This window comes from Nocardioides faecalis, assembly GCF_018388425.1.
Lineage (GTDB): Bacteria > Actinomycetota > Actinomycetes > Propionibacteriales > Nocardioidaceae > Nocardioides > Nocardioides faecalis.
Window position 1 is genome coordinate 1,592,761 of record NZ_CP074406.1, and the last position, 13,977, is coordinate 1,606,737.

At 72.9% G+C, this 13,977-nt stretch carries 11 protein-coding genes; 8 read left to right on the plus strand and 3 right to left on the minus strand.

All coding sequences use genetic code 11. The annotated features are described in order from the left end of the window. Positions 1–2 precede the first annotated feature (2 nt). The 6 genes from KG111_RS07335 to KG111_RS07360 all read left to right on the plus strand — a co-directional run bounded on the left by KG111_RS07335 (position 3) and on the right by KG111_RS07360 (position 6,031). Entirely contained in the window at positions 3–857 is an 855-nt protein-coding gene (locus tag KG111_RS07335; RefSeq protein ID WP_249666344.1) for a PhzF family phenazine biosynthesis protein, read from the plus strand. 75 nt (positions 858–932) lie between these two features. Then, entirely contained in the window at positions 933–1,745 is an 813-nt protein-coding gene (locus KG111_RS07340; RefSeq protein WP_205291408.1) for a thymidylate synthase, read from the plus strand. Positions 1,746–1,765: 20 nt separating this feature from the next. Then, the gene (locus KG111_RS07345) at positions 1,766–2,290 is read left to right on the plus strand and encodes a dihydrofolate reductase (RefSeq protein WP_205291407.1); all 525 of its coding nucleotides are present in this window, start codon (positions 1,766–1,768) and stop codon (positions 2,288–2,290) included. Between the two features lie 125 nt (positions 2,291–2,415). Then, complete coding sequence (locus tag KG111_RS07350) at positions 2,416–3,354, plus strand: LLM class F420-dependent oxidoreductase (RefSeq protein ID WP_205291406.1); 939 nt, start codon at positions 2,416–2,418, stop codon at positions 3,352–3,354. Positions 3,355–3,458: 104 nt separating this feature from the next. Continuing rightward, on the plus strand, positions 3,459–4,346 hold the full coding sequence (dapA, locus tag KG111_RS07355; RefSeq protein ID WP_205291405.1) for a 4-hydroxy-tetrahydrodipicolinate synthase: 888 nt from the start codon (positions 3,459–3,461) through the stop codon (positions 4,344–4,346). After that, on the plus strand, positions 4,346–6,031 hold the full coding sequence (locus KG111_RS07360) for a ribonuclease J (RefSeq protein ID WP_205291404.1): 1,686 nt from the start codon (positions 4,346–4,348) through the stop codon (positions 6,029–6,031). Before dapA ends, KG111_RS07360 begins: the two co-directional genes overlap by 1 nt. A 216-nt stretch (positions 6,032–6,247) precedes the next feature. On the opposite strand, the gene cydD is transcribed toward KG111_RS07360, so the two are convergent. From cydD to KG111_RS18460, 3 genes are read right to left on the minus strand one after another with little or no spacing between them, the layout of a single operon-like run. Further along, complete coding sequence (cydD, locus tag KG111_RS07365; RefSeq protein WP_240195688.1) at positions 6,248–9,871, minus strand: thiol reductant ABC exporter subunit CydD; 3,624 nt, start codon at positions 9,869–9,871, stop codon at positions 6,248–6,250. Further along, positions 9,868–10,893, minus strand: coding sequence for a cytochrome d ubiquinol oxidase subunit II (cydB, locus tag KG111_RS07370; protein WP_205291403.1), 1,026 nt, complete (start codon positions 10,891–10,893; stop codon positions 9,868–9,870). Before cydB ends, cydD begins: the two co-directional genes overlap by 4 nt. 31 nt (positions 10,894–10,924) lie before the next feature. Beyond that, the gene (locus KG111_RS18460; protein ID WP_205291402.1) at positions 10,925–12,538 is read right to left on the minus strand and encodes a cytochrome ubiquinol oxidase subunit I; all 1,614 of its coding nucleotides are present in this window, start codon (positions 12,536–12,538) and stop codon (positions 10,925–10,927) included. 107 nt (positions 12,539–12,645) lie between these two features. On the opposite strand from KG111_RS18460, the gene KG111_RS07380 reads away from it, so the two are divergent. Then, positions 12,646–13,029 (plus strand): BlaI/MecI/CopY family transcriptional regulator, encoded by a 384-nt coding sequence (locus KG111_RS07380; RefSeq protein ID WP_205291401.1) that lies wholly within the window; start codon positions 12,646–12,648, stop codon positions 13,027–13,029. A gap of 10 nt (positions 13,030–13,039) precedes the next feature. After that, positions 13,040–13,915 carry a M56 family metallopeptidase gene (locus tag KG111_RS07385; RefSeq protein WP_205291400.1) on the plus strand — a complete coding sequence of 292 codons (876 nt, stop codon included), beginning with the start codon at positions 13,040–13,042 and terminating at the stop codon, positions 13,913–13,915. Positions 13,916–13,977: the final 62 nt, after the last annotated feature.

The following is a 13,977-nucleotide window of genomic DNA, read 5'->3' on the forward strand; positions in this document are numbered from 1 at the left end:
GCGTGGATCCCATCCCGGACTCCCCGCGTGCCCGGGAGTTCCGCCAGGTCGACGTGTTCAGCGCCGAGCCGGCACTCGGCAACCCCGTCGCGGTGGTGCACGGCGCCGACGACCTCACCGACGAGCAGATGCAGCGCTTCGCCCGCTGGACCAACCTGAGCGAGACCACGTTCCTGCTCAGCCCGACCGACCCGGCCGCCGACTACCGGCTGCGGATCTTCACCCCCGGCGGCGAGCTGCCCTTCGCCGGCCATCCCACCCTGGGCTCGGCGCACGCCTGGCTCGGCGCCGGCGGCGTGCCCGCCGGCGAGCGAATCGTGCAGGAGTGCGGCGTCGGGCTCGTCGAGCTGCGCAACACCGGCGGCCGGCTCTCCTTCGCCGCACCCGAGCTGCTGCGCTCCGGACCGGTCGAGGAGGCCCTCGTCGCCGACATCGCGACTGCGCTCGGCGTGCCGCGCCCCGAGCTGCTCGACGCGGCCTGGGTCGACAACGGACCGGGCTGGGTCGCGGTGCGGCTGGCCTCCGCGGAGGCCGTGCTCGCGCTGGAGCCCGACTTCGCCGCGATGCCGGGCAAGGTCGGCGTCGTCGGACCGCACCCCGCCGGCGCGGAGTGCGCCGTCGAGGTGCGTGCGTTCCTGCAGGCCAGCGACGGGATCACCGAGGACCCGGTCACCGGCTCGCTGAACGCCTCCGTTGCGCAGTGGCTGGCCGGCGAGGTGCTGCCGGCGTCGTACGTCGCCGCGCAGGGCACCGCGATCGGCCGCCGCGGCCGGGTGCACGTCACCACGGACGACGACGGCACGATCTGGGTCGGCGGGGAGACGCTCACCACGATCCAGGGCACGGTCACCCTGTGACCTGTCTGCCGGTCACGCCGTGAGACACCGTGAGCCGCGGCCCCCACGCCGCGGACGCCCACTAGCCTGAGTGCCGTGCGCACGTATCTCGACCTGGTCCAGCGAATCCTCGACGAGGGCGTCGCGAAGGAGGACCGCACCGGCACCGGGACGCTGAGCGTGTTCGGCCACCAGATGCGCTTCGACCTGAGCGCCGGCTTCCCGCTGGTGACCACCAAGAAGGTGCACACCCGCTCGGTGTTCGGCGAGCTGCTTTGGTTCCTGCGCGGCGAGACCAACGTGCGTTGGCTGCAGGAGCGCGGCATCCGCATCTGGGACGAGTGGGCCGACGCGAACGGCGACCTGGGACCCGTGTACGGCGCCCAGTGGCGCTCCTGGCCCGCCCCGGACGGGCGGCACATCGACCAGCTCGCCCAGGTGATCGCGCAGATCCGGGCCAACCCCGACAGCCGCCGCCACATCGTCTCGGCGTGGAACCCCAGCCAGGTCGACGACATGGCGCTGCCGCCGTGCCACACCCTCTTCCAGTTCTACGTGGCGCCGGCCGACGACGGCGGGCCCGGGCGGCTGAGCTGCCAGCTCTACCAGCGCTCCGCCGACGTCTTCCTCGGCGTGCCGTTCAACATCGCCTCCTACGCGCTGCTCACCCACATGGTCGCCCAGGTGAGTGGGCTGCGGGTCGGCGACTTCGTGCACACCCTGGGCGATGCCCACCTGTACTCCAACCACCTCGAGCAGGCCCGGCTGCAGCTGACCCGCGAGCCGCGGCCGCTGCCGCAGCTCGTGCTGAACCCCGACGTGACCGAGATCGACGCCTTCGAGCTCGAGGACATCGCCGTGGAGGGCTACGACCCGCACCCGGTGATCAAGGCCCCGATCGCGGTCTGAGGACAGGTTCGAGCACACCGATGAGCACTCCTGCCGGCCGCATGGTCACCGCTGTCGCCGCCGTCGCCGAGAACGGCGTGATCGGCGACGGCGAGAACATCCCGTGGCACCTGCCCGCGGACTTCGCGCACTTCAAGGCCACCACGATGGGCCACGTGCTGATCCTGGGCCGCACCACCCACGAGGGCATCGGCCGGCCGCTGCCGGGCCGGGAGACCATCGTGCTGACCCGCGACCCGGACTGGAGCGCCGAGGGGGTGCACGTGGCCCACGACGTGCTCTCCGCGCTCAAGCTGGCCGACGAGCTGCTGGCCGGGTCGCCCGACGAGCGGCAGGTGATGGTCGGCGGCGGCGGCCACGTGTACGCCGCCCTGATGCCCTACACCGACGAGCAGGTCATCTCGGAGATCCCGGTGTCGCCGGAGGGACAGACCCGCTACCCCGAGATCAACCGGCGGCGCTGGCGCGAGGTGCGCCGGGAGCCACGTGAGGGCTTCACCGTCGTGTGGTGGGAGCGGGTCTTCGCCTGCGGCGGAGTCGGCTGAGACCGCAAGGCCGTCGGCCGGCGGGCCGCGCGACAGGTCCGGGATGGTGGCGCAGGTCGCACGCCACCGGCGCCCCCGGACCGGTCCCGAGACCCGACTCACCGGCGGACTGGCAGGGTGGAGCCATGGAGCTTCGCGTCTTCACCGAACCGCAGCAGGGTGCCACCTACGACGACCTCCTGGCCGTCGCCCGGACCAGCGAGGAGCTGGGCTTCGGCGCCTTCTTCCGCAGCGACCACTACCTGCACATGAGCGGCGACGGGCTGCCCGGCTCCACCGACGCCTGGACCACCCTGGCCGGCCTGGCCCGCGACACCTCGACGATCCGGCTGGGCACGCTGATGACGTCGGCGACGTTCCGCCACCCCGGCGTGCTGGCCATCCAGGTCGCCCAGGTCGACCAGATGAGCGGCGGTCGGATCGAGCTCGGACTCGGCGCCGGCTGGTTCGATGCCGAGCACACCGCCTACGGCATCCCGTTCCCCGACACCGCGGAGCGCTTCGACCGCTACGCCGAGCAGCTCGAGCTCATCACAGGCCTGTGGTCCACCCCCGTCGGGGAACGCTACGACTTCGCCGGCGAGCACTACCAGCTCACGGACAGCCCCGCCCTGCCCAAGCCGACCCAGACCACCGGGCGCCGCGGCGGCCCGCCGATCCTGATCGGCGGCAAGGGCGCGCGTCGTACCCCGGCCCTGGCCGCGGCGTACGCCGACGAGTTCAACCTGCCGTTCGTGGACGAGGAGTTCACCGCGCTGCAGTTCGGCCGGGTGCGCCGCGCCGCCGAGGAGATCGACCGCGACCCCGCCACGATCACCTGGTCCAACGCGCTGGTGCTCTGCGTCGGCTCCGACGAGGCCGAGATCGCCCGCCGCGCCGCCGCGATCGGCCGCGAGCCCGACGAGCTGCGCCTCAACGGCCTGGCCGGGACGCCGGAGGAGGTCGTGGAGAAGATCAAGCGCTTCGAGGCGCTCGGCGCGCAGCGCATCTACCTGCAGGTGCTCGACCTCGCCGACCTCGACCACCTGCGCCTGGTGGCCGCGGAGGTCATGCCGCACGTGTGAGCGACCCGCCTCGCGCCGGGGTGGCCTCGCCCGCCCCGGCGCGAGGCGGCGCCGACACCCCGGCGAGGCAGGATCGCAGCGGGCAGGGCGATAGGCTTCCTGGCATGACTTCTGCACCCTTCGGCACCGTGCTGACCGCCATGGTCACGCCGTTCCTCGCGGACGGCTCCGTCGACCTGGACGGCGTGCAGAAGGTGGCCAAGCACCTGGTGGACAACGGCAACGACGGCATCGTCGTCTCCGGCACCACCGGCGAGTCGCCGACCACCACCGGCGCGGAGGACGGCGAGACCCTCGCCGCGGTCAAGGACGCCGTCGGCGACCGCGCCAAGATCGTCGCCGGTGTCGGCACCAACGACACCCGCCACTCCGTCGAGCTGGCCCAGCAGGCCGCCAAGGTCGGCGCCGACGGGCTGCTGCTCGTCACCCCGTACTACAACAAGCCCAGCCAGGCCGGCGTGCTCAACCACTTCCGCCAGGTCGTCGACGCCACCGACGTGCCGGTGATGCTGTACGACGTCCCCGGCCGCACCGGCACCAAGATCGCCCTCGACACCTACCGGGCCACGGCCGGGTGGGAGACGGTGATCGCGGTCAAGGACGCCACCGGCGACCTCGCCCGCACCGCCCAGCTGGTCGACCTCGGCTACGCCGTCTACTCCGGCGACGACGTCAACACCCTGGGCTACCTCGCCTACGGCGCCGTCGGTGTCGTCTCGGTCGCCGCCCACGTGGCCGGCAACCAGATCCGGGCGATGATCGAGGCCTTCGGTGCCGGCGACCACGCCGAGGCGCTGCGGATCCACACCTCGCTGGTGCCCGCGTTCGAGGCCGTGATGGGCGTGGCGAACTACGGCGCCACCACCGCCAAGGGCGCCATGGAGCTGCTCGGCGTGCTCGACAACCGTGCCGTCCGCTCGCCGCTCGTGCAGCTCGACGAGGCCGAGGTCGCCGCCCTGCGCACCGGTCTCGAGGCCGCAGGTCTGCTCTGATGTCGCACCCCCACCCGGAGCTGGCAGCGCCGCCGGAGCTGCCGGAGGGTGCGCTGCGGGTGATCCCGCTCGGCGGCCTCGGCGAGGTCGGGCGCAACATGACCGTCTTCGAGTACGACGGCCGGCTGCTCATCGTCGACTGCGGCGTGCTGTTCCCCGACGACCACCAGCCCGGCGTGGACCTGATCCTGCCCGACTTCGGCCCGATCCGGGACCGGCTGGACGCCGTCGAGGCGCTCGTGCTGACCCACGGCCACGAGGACCACATCGGCGCGACGCCGTACCTGCTGCGCGAGCGGCCGGACATCCCGCTGGTCGGCTCGAAGCTGACGCTGGCGCTGCTCAACTCCAAGCTGCGTGAGCACCGGCTGCGCCAGACGCCGTTCTACACGGTCAAGGAAGGTGACCGGATCTCCTTCGGGCCCTTCGAGCTGGAGTTCGTGGCCGTCAACCACTCCATCCCCGACGCGCTCGCCGTCGCGATCCGCACCGGCGCCGGGATGGTGCTGCACACCGGCGACTTCAAGATGGACCAGCTGCCGCTGGACGGGCGGATCACCGACCTGCGCGCCTTCGCCCGGCTGGGGGAGGAGGGCGTGGACCTGTTCCTCACCGACTCCACCAACGCCGAGGTGCCCGGCTTCACCACCGCCGAGAAGCGGATCACGCCGGTGCTCAACCAGGCGTTCGCGGAGTCCAAGCAGCGGATCATCGTCGCCTGCTTCGCCTCCCACGTGCACCGCGTGCAGCAGGTGCTCGACGCCGCCGTGCTGCACGACCGCAAGGTCGCCTACGTCGGGCGCTCGATGGTGCGCAACATGGCGATCGCCCGCGATCTCGGGTACCTGACCGTGCCACCCGGCGTGATGGTCGAGGCCAAGGAGCTGGCCGATCTGGCGCCGGAGCGGCAGGTGCTGATCTCCACCGGCTCCCAGGGCGAGCCGCTCAGCGCGCTGGCCCGGATCGCGCAGCGCAACCACCACTTCGTGCACCTGGAGGAGGGCGACACCGTCATCCTCGCCTCCAGCCTGATCCCGGGCAACGAGAACGCCGTCTACCGCGTCATCAACGGCCTCGCCCGGCTCGGTGCCCGTGTCGTGCACAAGGGCAACGCGCTCGTGCACGTCTCCGGCCACGCCAGCGCCGGCGAGCTGCTGTACTGCTACAACATCGTCAAGCCCCGCAACGTGCTGCCCGTGCACGGCGAGGTCCGGCACATGCTCGCCAACGGCGAGCTGGCCCGCCAGACCGGCGTGGAGAACGTCGTGTACGCCGAGGACGGGGTCGTGGTCGACCTCGTCGACGGGGTCGCGAAGGTCGTCGGCAAGGTCGACTGCGGCTACGTGTTCGTCGACGGCCAGTCGGTCGGCGACGTCACCGAGTCCGAGCTCAAGGACCGCCGGATCCTCGGCGAGGAGGGCTTCGTGTCGGTGATCGTGGTCGTCGACTCCGTCAGCGGCAAGGTCTCCGCCGGCCCCGAGATCAACGCCCGCGGCCACGCCTGGAGTCCCTCGGACTTCGAGTCCATCCGCCAGCCGATCGTGGACGCGGTGAACCGCGCCCTGGACGAGGGCACCACCGACACCTACCAGCTGCAGCAGGTCGTGCGCCGCACCATCGGCCGCTGGGTCTCCGGCACCCACAAGCGCCGCCCCATGATCATCCCCGTCGTCATCGAGGCCTGACCGCTCGGCCCTTGTGGCTCGGCGAATCGACTCTTACGGCTCCGCGAATCGACCCTTGTGGTGGGTCGAATCGCCTCCTGTGGTCCAGCGAGTCACCCGTGAGGGCTGACCGAGTCGCTCGTTGCGGTCGTGGGCGTCGTACGACGACCGGCGCCGCCGGTACGACGTACGCACGGTCGGCCACGGTCGACCTCTCGCCGGACCACCAGAGGTGACTCAGCGGACCACAACTGGTGATTCGACGGACCACGAGGGGTGATTCGACGCCCCACCAGGTGTTGTCCCCGACCCCGGGGCTCCGACGGACTCTCCGGTGGCGGTGAGCTCGAGGACGTGGTCCATCGCAGCGAGGCCTACACCGTCGTGGGTGATCCACAGCAGGCTGCGGGGCGCGGTGCCCTGGGTCGAGGCGGCGAGCAGGTCGTCGGCGACGGCACGGGCGGTCGCGGCGTCCAGGTGGGCGGTCGGCTCGTCGAGCACCAGGACGGGCTTGTCGGCCAGCAGCGCCCGGGCCAGGCCGAGCCGGGCCCGCTCGCCGCCGGAGACCGCGGCGCCACCCTCACCGATCCGGGTGGCCATGCCGCGGGGCAGCGCGTCCAGCCAGGCACCGAGGTGCGCGGCCCGCAGGGCGGCAGCGACGGCGGCGTCGTCCGCGTCGGGCCGGGCGAGGCGGACGTTCTCCACCACGCTCGAGGCGAACACGTAGGGGTCGTCGTCGATCAGCCCGACCCGCTCGCGCACCGCCGCCATCGTCAGCTCGTCGACGTCGATGCCGGCGACCGTGTGCCGGCCGGCCTGCACCGGCAAGAAGCGCATCAGCACCGCCGCCAGCGTCGACTTGCCGGAGCCCGAGGGGCCGGTGACGCCGATCCGGACGCCGGGCTCCAGGTCCAGGTCAAGGTGGCGCAGCACGGTGCGCTCGTCCCAGCCGGCGGCCGCGTCCTGCAGCCGGACGGGGACTGGTCCGGCGCCGAGCGGGACCGGGTGCGCGGGGTCGGTGACCGCCGGGGTGCGTGCGGTCAGCTCGGCGAGCCGCTCGCCGGCGGCGCGGGTGCGCACCTGCAGCGCGCCGGCGTCGGCCAGCGGGCCGGTGACGTCGGCCATTGCCAGCGGCACCAGCACCAGCAGCGCGAGCATCGGCGCCGAGATCTCGCCGGCCTCCAGCGGCCCGGCGCCCACGGCGGCCGCCCCGACCACACCGAGCCCGGCGCTGAGCACGACCAGTGCCCGGGCGCTCGCGACCGCGGTCGCCGAAGCGGTCGCGGCGCGGGACAGGGTGTGGGTGAGTTGGGTCAACCGGGCCAGCACGCTGCCGGTCGCCTGCCACAGCACCAGCTGGCGCGCGGAGCCGAGCGCGTCGTGCACGTCGCGGCCGAGCTCCCCGCGCGCCCGGACGAGCGTGGGCTCGGCCCGCCCGGCCCCGAACCGGGCCAGCCAGAACACCGGTGCCCCGACGAGGACGACCCCGCCGATCACGAGGGCCGCCACAGGCAGCAGCCACGCGGTGAACCCGATCGCGATCACCCCGACGCCGACCCAGGTCCACAGCGGGATCCGGACCCGCAGCCGGTCGTCGAGCAGCGCGTCCACGTCGTCGACCAGCCCGGACAGCGCCTCGCCGCGCCGCCCGGTGCGCGCGGGCACCAGGGGGACGAGGGCGCCGTACAGCCCGGCCCGGCGCTCGGCGAGCTCGCCGAGCGCGACGTCGTGCGAGACCAGCCGCTCGGCGTAGCGCAGCACCGGCCGCGCCAGGCCGAACGTGCGCACGCCCACGATCGCCAGCGTCAGCATCATCACCGGCGGCTGCTCGGCCGAGCGGGCGATCAGCCAGCCGGCGGTCGCGGTCAACGCCACGCCCGAGACCGAGGCCAGCACGCTGAGCACCACGGCCAGCGGCCACCGCCCCCGTCGTACGACGTCCTGCTCGTCCTTCGCCGCCGCGGCCTCGCGCTCGGTCTGGTCCCGGGCGCCCGCCGGCCGGGTGCCGACCGACTGCGGCACACGGTGCGGCACGGGTGCCGGCGCGGGCGCGGTGGCCCCGGCCGCAGCGGCCAGGTCGAGAGACCCCGCGGTGCGACCCGACGCCACCGCAGCGACCGCGTCGATCGCCGGCTCCGCCCGGAGACCAGCACCGGCCGGCTCAGCACCGGCCTGCTCGGTAGCGGCCGGCTCGGCGCCGGGCACTGCCAGCACGTGGTCGGCGGCGTCGACGAGCGCGGCACGGTGCGCGACGGCGATGACGCAGCGGGTGCGGGCGAGGTCGCGCAGGGTCTCGACGAGCACCTGCTCGGTCTCGGCGTCGAGGTGCGCGGTGGGCTCGTCGAGCACCACCACGGGCCGGTCCGCCAGCACGACCCGGGCCAGCGCCAGCCGGGCGCGCTGACCGGCGGAGAGTCCGGCACCGTCGTCGCCCAGCGGGGTGGCGAGGCCCTGGGGCAGCGCCGTGACCGTCTCGGCCAGGTGCACCGCCTCGAGGGCGCGCCACAGGTCCGCGTCTGTGGCCTCGGGGTCGGCGATCCGCAGGTTCTCGGCGACGGTGCCCGGGGTCAGCCAGGGCCGCTGCGGCACCTGCGCGACCCGGGTGCGCCACTCGGCGAGGACGTCCGCGCCGGCGAGGACCTCCTCGCCGTACCGGATCCGGCCGGCGGCGGGGGAGAGCTCACCGAGGACGGCCTGCAGCAGCGTCGACTTCCCGCTGCCCGAGGGGCCGGTGATCACGGTCAGGCCGGTGGGCTCGATGCGGGCGCTGAGCCCACGCACCACCGGCTCCCGGTCGGGCCAGGCGAGGTCGAGGTCCTCCAGCACGAGGTCCCCCCGCTGCGGCAGCCCCGCGGACGCCGCAGCCCCAGCAGCACGGGCACCGGCAGCGGCAGTCTGGGAAGGGGCGCCGCCGTCGGCGGCGAGCTCGGTCAGCTCGTGGATGGCCTCGAAGGTGGCGGTGCCCTCTGCGGCGGCGTGGAACTCGGCGCCGACGCGACGCAAGGGCCAGTACGCCTCGGGCGCCAGCAGCAGGACGATGAGTGCGGTCTGCAGGTCCAGGCCACCGGCGGCGAGCCGGAGCCCGACGAGCACGGCGACGAGGGCCACCGAGATGGTGGCGATGAGCTCGAGGACGGCTGAGGAGGCGAAGGCCAGCTTCAGCGTCTCCAGCGTGGCCTTGCGGTAGCGGTGCGTCACGGTGCGCACGGTGGCCACCTGTGCCTCGCCGCGGTTGTTCGCCACCAGCGTGGGCAGTCCGCGGACCACGTCGAGGAAGTGCCCGGCGAGGTCGGCCATGCGGCGCCACTGCCGGTCCGCACGGTCACGGGTGGTGAGGCCGATGAGGACGGCGAAGACCGGGACCAGCGGCAAGGTGAGCAGCACGACGAGGGCCGCCCACAGGTCGGTGACCGCGATCGCGACGAGGGTCATCGCGGGCAGCACACCGGCCAGCACCAGCGTCGGCAGGTAGCGGGTGAGGTAAGGCTCGACGGCGCCCGCGCCGCGGGTGACGAGCGCGGTCAGCTCGCCGGTGCGGCGCGCGGCCGCCGTGTGCGGGGGCAACGTCAGCGCCGCCCGGGTGGCGGTGACGCGCAGGTGCTCGCCGACCCTGGCCGAGGCGCGGGCGGCGGCCACATCGACCGCCCACCCGGCCACGGCCCGGCCGGCGGTGATCGCCAGCAGCCAGCCGGCGGCGCCCTGCCAGGCGCCGCCGGCGAGCAGCCGGGCGATGAGCACCGCCACGGCGTAGGCCTGCGCGATCACCAGGACGGCCACCACGACGTTGCCGGCCAGGACCACGCTCAGGGGAGCCTTGGCGACTCCCAGGTGGCGTCGGACCCGCGCGTCCAACGGCCTCATGCGGTGCCTGCGACCTCGGCGTGGTCGTCGACCGGGATGTGGTCGGTGGAGATGCGCTTGCGGAACACCCAGTAGCTCCACGCCTGGTAGCCGAGCACGACCGGGGTGAAGATCGCCGCGACCCAGGTCATGATCTTGAGCGTGTAGGTCGTCGCGGCCGCCGAGGTGGTGGTCAGCGACCACGCCGGGTCGAGCGACGAGGGCATCACGTCGGGGAACAGCGCCAGGAACAGGCCGGCGACGGCGAGCCCGATCGCGAAGAAGGTGCCGGTGAACGCCCAGCCCTCCCGGCCCCGCAGCGCGACGGCGATCCCGCCGAGCAGGGCGAGCGCCGCGAGCGTGAACGCCACGCCCGAGGCGAACGAGCCCGTCTTGGCCTGTGTCCAGAGCAGGAACACGACCGCGGCCAGCGCCGAGGCCAGGCCCAGGCGGATGGCCAGCGCCCGGGCGCGGTGGCGGATCTCGCCGTCGGTCTTCAGCGCCACGAACATCGCGCCGTGGGTGGCGAAGAGCAGCAGGGTGGTGAGGCCGCCGAGCAGGCCGAACGGGTTGAGCAGGGTGAACAGGTCGCCGACGTACTCCTTGTCGGCGTCGATCGGGACCCCCGCGACGATGTTGGCGAACGCCACGCCCCACAGCACAGCGGGCACGAAGGAGCCGACGATGATCGCGATGTCCCAGCGCCGCTTCCAGAACGCTTCGGGACGCTGGTGGCGGTACTCGAAGGCGACGCCGCGCACGATCAGCGCGAGCAGGATGAGCAGCAGCGGCAGGTAGAACCCGCTGAACAACGTGGCGTACCACTCGGGGAAGGCGGCGAACGTGGCGCCGCCGGCGACGAGCAGCCAGACCTCGTTGCCGTCCCAGACGGGACCGATCGTGTTGATCATGACGCGCCGCTCGGTCTCGTTGCGGCCGAGGACGGGCAGCAGCATGCCGACACCGAAGTCGAAGCCCTCGAGGACGAAGTAGCCGACCCAGAGAACGGCGATCAGTATGAACCAGACGGTGGTGAGCTCCATGGTCTTCCTCTTCTGCGATTCAGCGCCGGGCTCAGTACGCGAACGCCAGCGGGGCGTCGTCGTCGGTGTCGGTGTCCTTGCCGGGGTTCGGTGGCTCGGCGAACGGCTCGGCGCCCTTCTTGACGTAGCGCACGAGCAGCCCGATCTCGACCACGGCCAGCACGGCGTAGATGCTCACCAGGGCGATCAGCGAGATCCAGGCCTCGGTGAGCGAGACGCCGGGCGAGACCGCGTTCTCGGTGGTCATCAGGCCGTAGACCACCCACGGCTGGCGGCCCATCTCGGTGAAGATCCAGCCGGCGGTGCTGGCGAACACCACCATGACCGGGGTGCCCAGCGCCAGCACGCTCCACCAGCGCGAGGTCGGCGCCCGACCGCGGCGGGTGAGCCACAGCAGCGCGCCGGCGAGCACGGCGGCCGCCACGCCGAGGCCCATCATGAACCGGAACGACCAGTAGGCGATCGGGATCACGGGCACGTAGTCGTCGACGGTGTAGTACGCCGCACCGGGGTCGGTGCCGTACTCCTTCTCGTACTTCTCGCGCAGCGGGTTGATGCCCTCCACGGTGCCGTCGAAGCTGCCGGTGCCCAGGAACGAGAGCAGGCAGGGGACCGTGATGGCGAACTTCTCCTCCTTGCCGTCGGGCGTGCCGAGGGTGAGGATCGAGAACGGCGCGCACTTGTCCGAGGTCTCGTAGAGACCCTCGGCCGCGGCCATCTTCATGGGCTGCACCTCGGTCATCACCTTGCCCTGCAGGTCGCCGGTGATGGCGACGGCGAGGCCGGCGATCAGCGTGATCACGGCACCCAGGCGCAGGCCCTTGCGGTACAGCTCGGCGTCGCGCCGGCGGCTCTCGGCGACCCCGACGGCCGTGCCGCCCTTGGCGCCCTCGTCGGCACCGGTACCAGTGCCGTCCAGCGTGTCGGTTCCGGCTCCGGCGACCGTCCCCGCCGCGGTCACGGTGACGGCCTCGCCGGCGCGCTCGGCCGCGGCCTCCGCGGCGTCCGCCGCCCGGCGGTTGCGCAGGTAGAGGAAGGCGCAGACACCGAGCACGAACGCGCCCGCGGTCATGTAGCAGGCGGTGACCACGTGCGGGAACGCCACGAGCTGGACCTTGTTGAACATCACCGCGCCGAAGTCGGTGAGCTCGGCGCGCCCGGTCTCGGCGTTGTAGGTGTGCCCGACGGGGTGCTGCATCCACGAGTTCGCAGCCAGGATGAAGTACGCCGAGGCGAGGGTGCCGATGTGCACCAGCCACATGCACCCGGCGTGCAGGGCGCGGGGGAGCTTGTCCCAGCCGAAGATCCACAGGCCGAGGAACGTCGACTCCAGGAAGAACGCCAGCAGTCCCTCGATCGCGAGCGGCGCGCCGAAGACGTCGCCGACGAAGCGGCTGTAGTCCGACCAGTTCATCCCGAACTGGAACTCCTGGACGATGCCGGTGACGACACCGATGGCGAAGTTGATCAGGAAGAGCTTTCCGAAGAACTTCGTGAGCCGCAGCCAGGCCTCGTCCTTCTTGACCAGCCACAGGGTCTCGAAGACCGCGATGAGCGCGGACAGGCCGATGGTGATCGGCACGAACAGGAAGTGGTACGCGGTGATGATCCCGAACTGCCACCGCGCGATGTCAACGACCTCCATGGCAAGCCTTCCTTGGCTGGGAGAATCTGAGGAGCCAGAACTACTACGCGTCGTAGTAAACCACTACGGAGTGTAGTACGACGCGTTGTCGTGGTTGAATCAGCGTCATGGTGAGGAAGCGGGCTCAGAAGCTAGGTGATCTGGAGCGGGCGGTCCTCGAGGTGCTGTGGGGTCTGTCTCCCCTCCAGCGTGCCACGGTGCGGGATGTCCACACAGCGCTGTCGGCTGACCGCGCCATCGCGTACACGACCGTGATGACCGTGCTGGAGCGGCTGGCGCGCAAGGACCTGGTCGACCAGCACCGCGACGGTCGCGCCTACAGCTACCGCGCCGCGGCGACGCGCGGTGAGATGACGGCGGAGATGATGCGGGCCACCCTGGACGACTTCGGCTCCGGCGACAGCCCCGCTGCCCTGGTCGCCTTCGTCGAGGACGCGACCGCAGCCGAGGTGGCGGCCCTGCGCGAGGCCCTGGCACGCCTGGGCCGGTGACCACAGGCCGATGACGACCCTCGTGCTGGCCGTCCTGGCCCTGGCGCTCGCCGGCCCCGTGCCGGCGGTGCTGGTGCGCTGGACCGCGCTGCGGCGTACCCCGGCCGCGGCCGTGGTGCTGTGGCAGGCGATCGCGGCTGCCGCGGTGCTCGCTGCCCTCGGTGCGGGTCTCTCCCTGGTCACCCAGCACACCTGGGGCGACGGCTGGCGTGAGGACGCCGGGCCGTTCGGCTACGCCGTCGCCGGTACGGCGCTGCTGCTCACGCTCGTCGTGGCGGGCCGCCTGCTGCTCAGTGGCCACCGGGTCGGCACCGAGCTGCGGACCCTGCGCCGCCGGCACCGCCGGCAGCTCGACCTGCTGGCCGAGCGCCGCGACGGCGTGCAGGTGCTCGAGCACGACGTGCCGGTCGCCTACTGCGTGCCGGGTCTCGCCGGCTCCCGGGTCGTCGTGTCGGCGGGAGCGTTGGGTCGCCTCGACCGGGACGAGTACCGCGCCGTCCTGGCCCACGAGCGCGCCCACCTCGCCGCCCGGCACGACCTGGTGCTCGAGGCCTTCTCCGTGCTGCACCGCGCCTTCCCGCGCTGGGTCTCCTCCAGCACCGTGCTCGGCGAGGTCAAGCTGCTCGTCGAGGTGCTCGCCGACCGTGCCGCCGTGCACGGGCGCGACCCGCGCCCGCTCGCCCGGGCGCTCGTCGAGCTGGCGGCCGGCCGCGCTCCGGCGGCCGCGATGGGGGCCGGGGGAGCGGGGCTGGTCGAGCGCGTCGAGCTGCTCGCCGACTCCGAGCCGCACAGGGTGCAGGGCGTGGGCGTGCTGTGCGCGGCGGTCGCCGTGCTGGCGCTGCCGACCGCCTTCGTCGTGGCGCCCTGGCTGTCCTCGCTCGGCTGAGTCGGCGCCGCCGACCGTCCGGTCGCACCGGCCTCGGTCCGGCCCGCTCGGGAGTGGGAGAC

What these genes read in the sequence shown, in the direction of transcription:
- KG111_RS07360 (WP_205291404.1), top strand. Translation starts at nt 4,346, where the DNA reads ATGTCGCACCCCCACCCGGAGCTGGCAGCGCCGCCGGAGCTGCCGGAG.
- KG111_RS07350 (WP_205291406.1), top strand. Translation starts at nt 2,416, where the DNA reads ATGGAGCTTCGCGTCTTCACCGAACCGCAGCAGGGTGCCACCTACGAC.
- cydB (WP_205291403.1), bottom strand. Translation starts at nt 10,893, where the DNA reads ATGGAGCTCACCACCGTCTGGTTCATACTGATCGCCGTTCTCTGGGTC.
- cydD (WP_240195688.1), bottom strand. Translation starts at nt 9,871, where the DNA reads ATGAGGCCGTTGGACGCGCGGGTCCGACGCCACCTGGGAGTCGCCAAG.
- KG111_RS07385 (WP_205291400.1), top strand. Translation starts at nt 13,040, where the DNA reads ATGACGACCCTCGTGCTGGCCGTCCTGGCCCTGGCGCTCGCCGGCCCC.
- KG111_RS07380 (WP_205291401.1), top strand. Translation starts at nt 12,646, where the DNA reads ATGGTGAGGAAGCGGGCTCAGAAGCTAGGTGATCTGGAGCGGGCGGTC.
- KG111_RS18460 (WP_205291402.1), bottom strand. Translation starts at nt 12,538, where the DNA reads ATGGAGGTCGTTGACATCGCGCGGTGGCAGTTCGGGATCATCACCGCG.
- dapA (WP_205291405.1), top strand. Translation starts at nt 3,459, where the DNA reads ATGACTTCTGCACCCTTCGGCACCGTGCTGACCGCCATGGTCACGCCG.
- KG111_RS07345 (WP_205291407.1), top strand. Translation starts at nt 1,766, where the DNA reads ATGAGCACTCCTGCCGGCCGCATGGTCACCGCTGTCGCCGCCGTCGCC.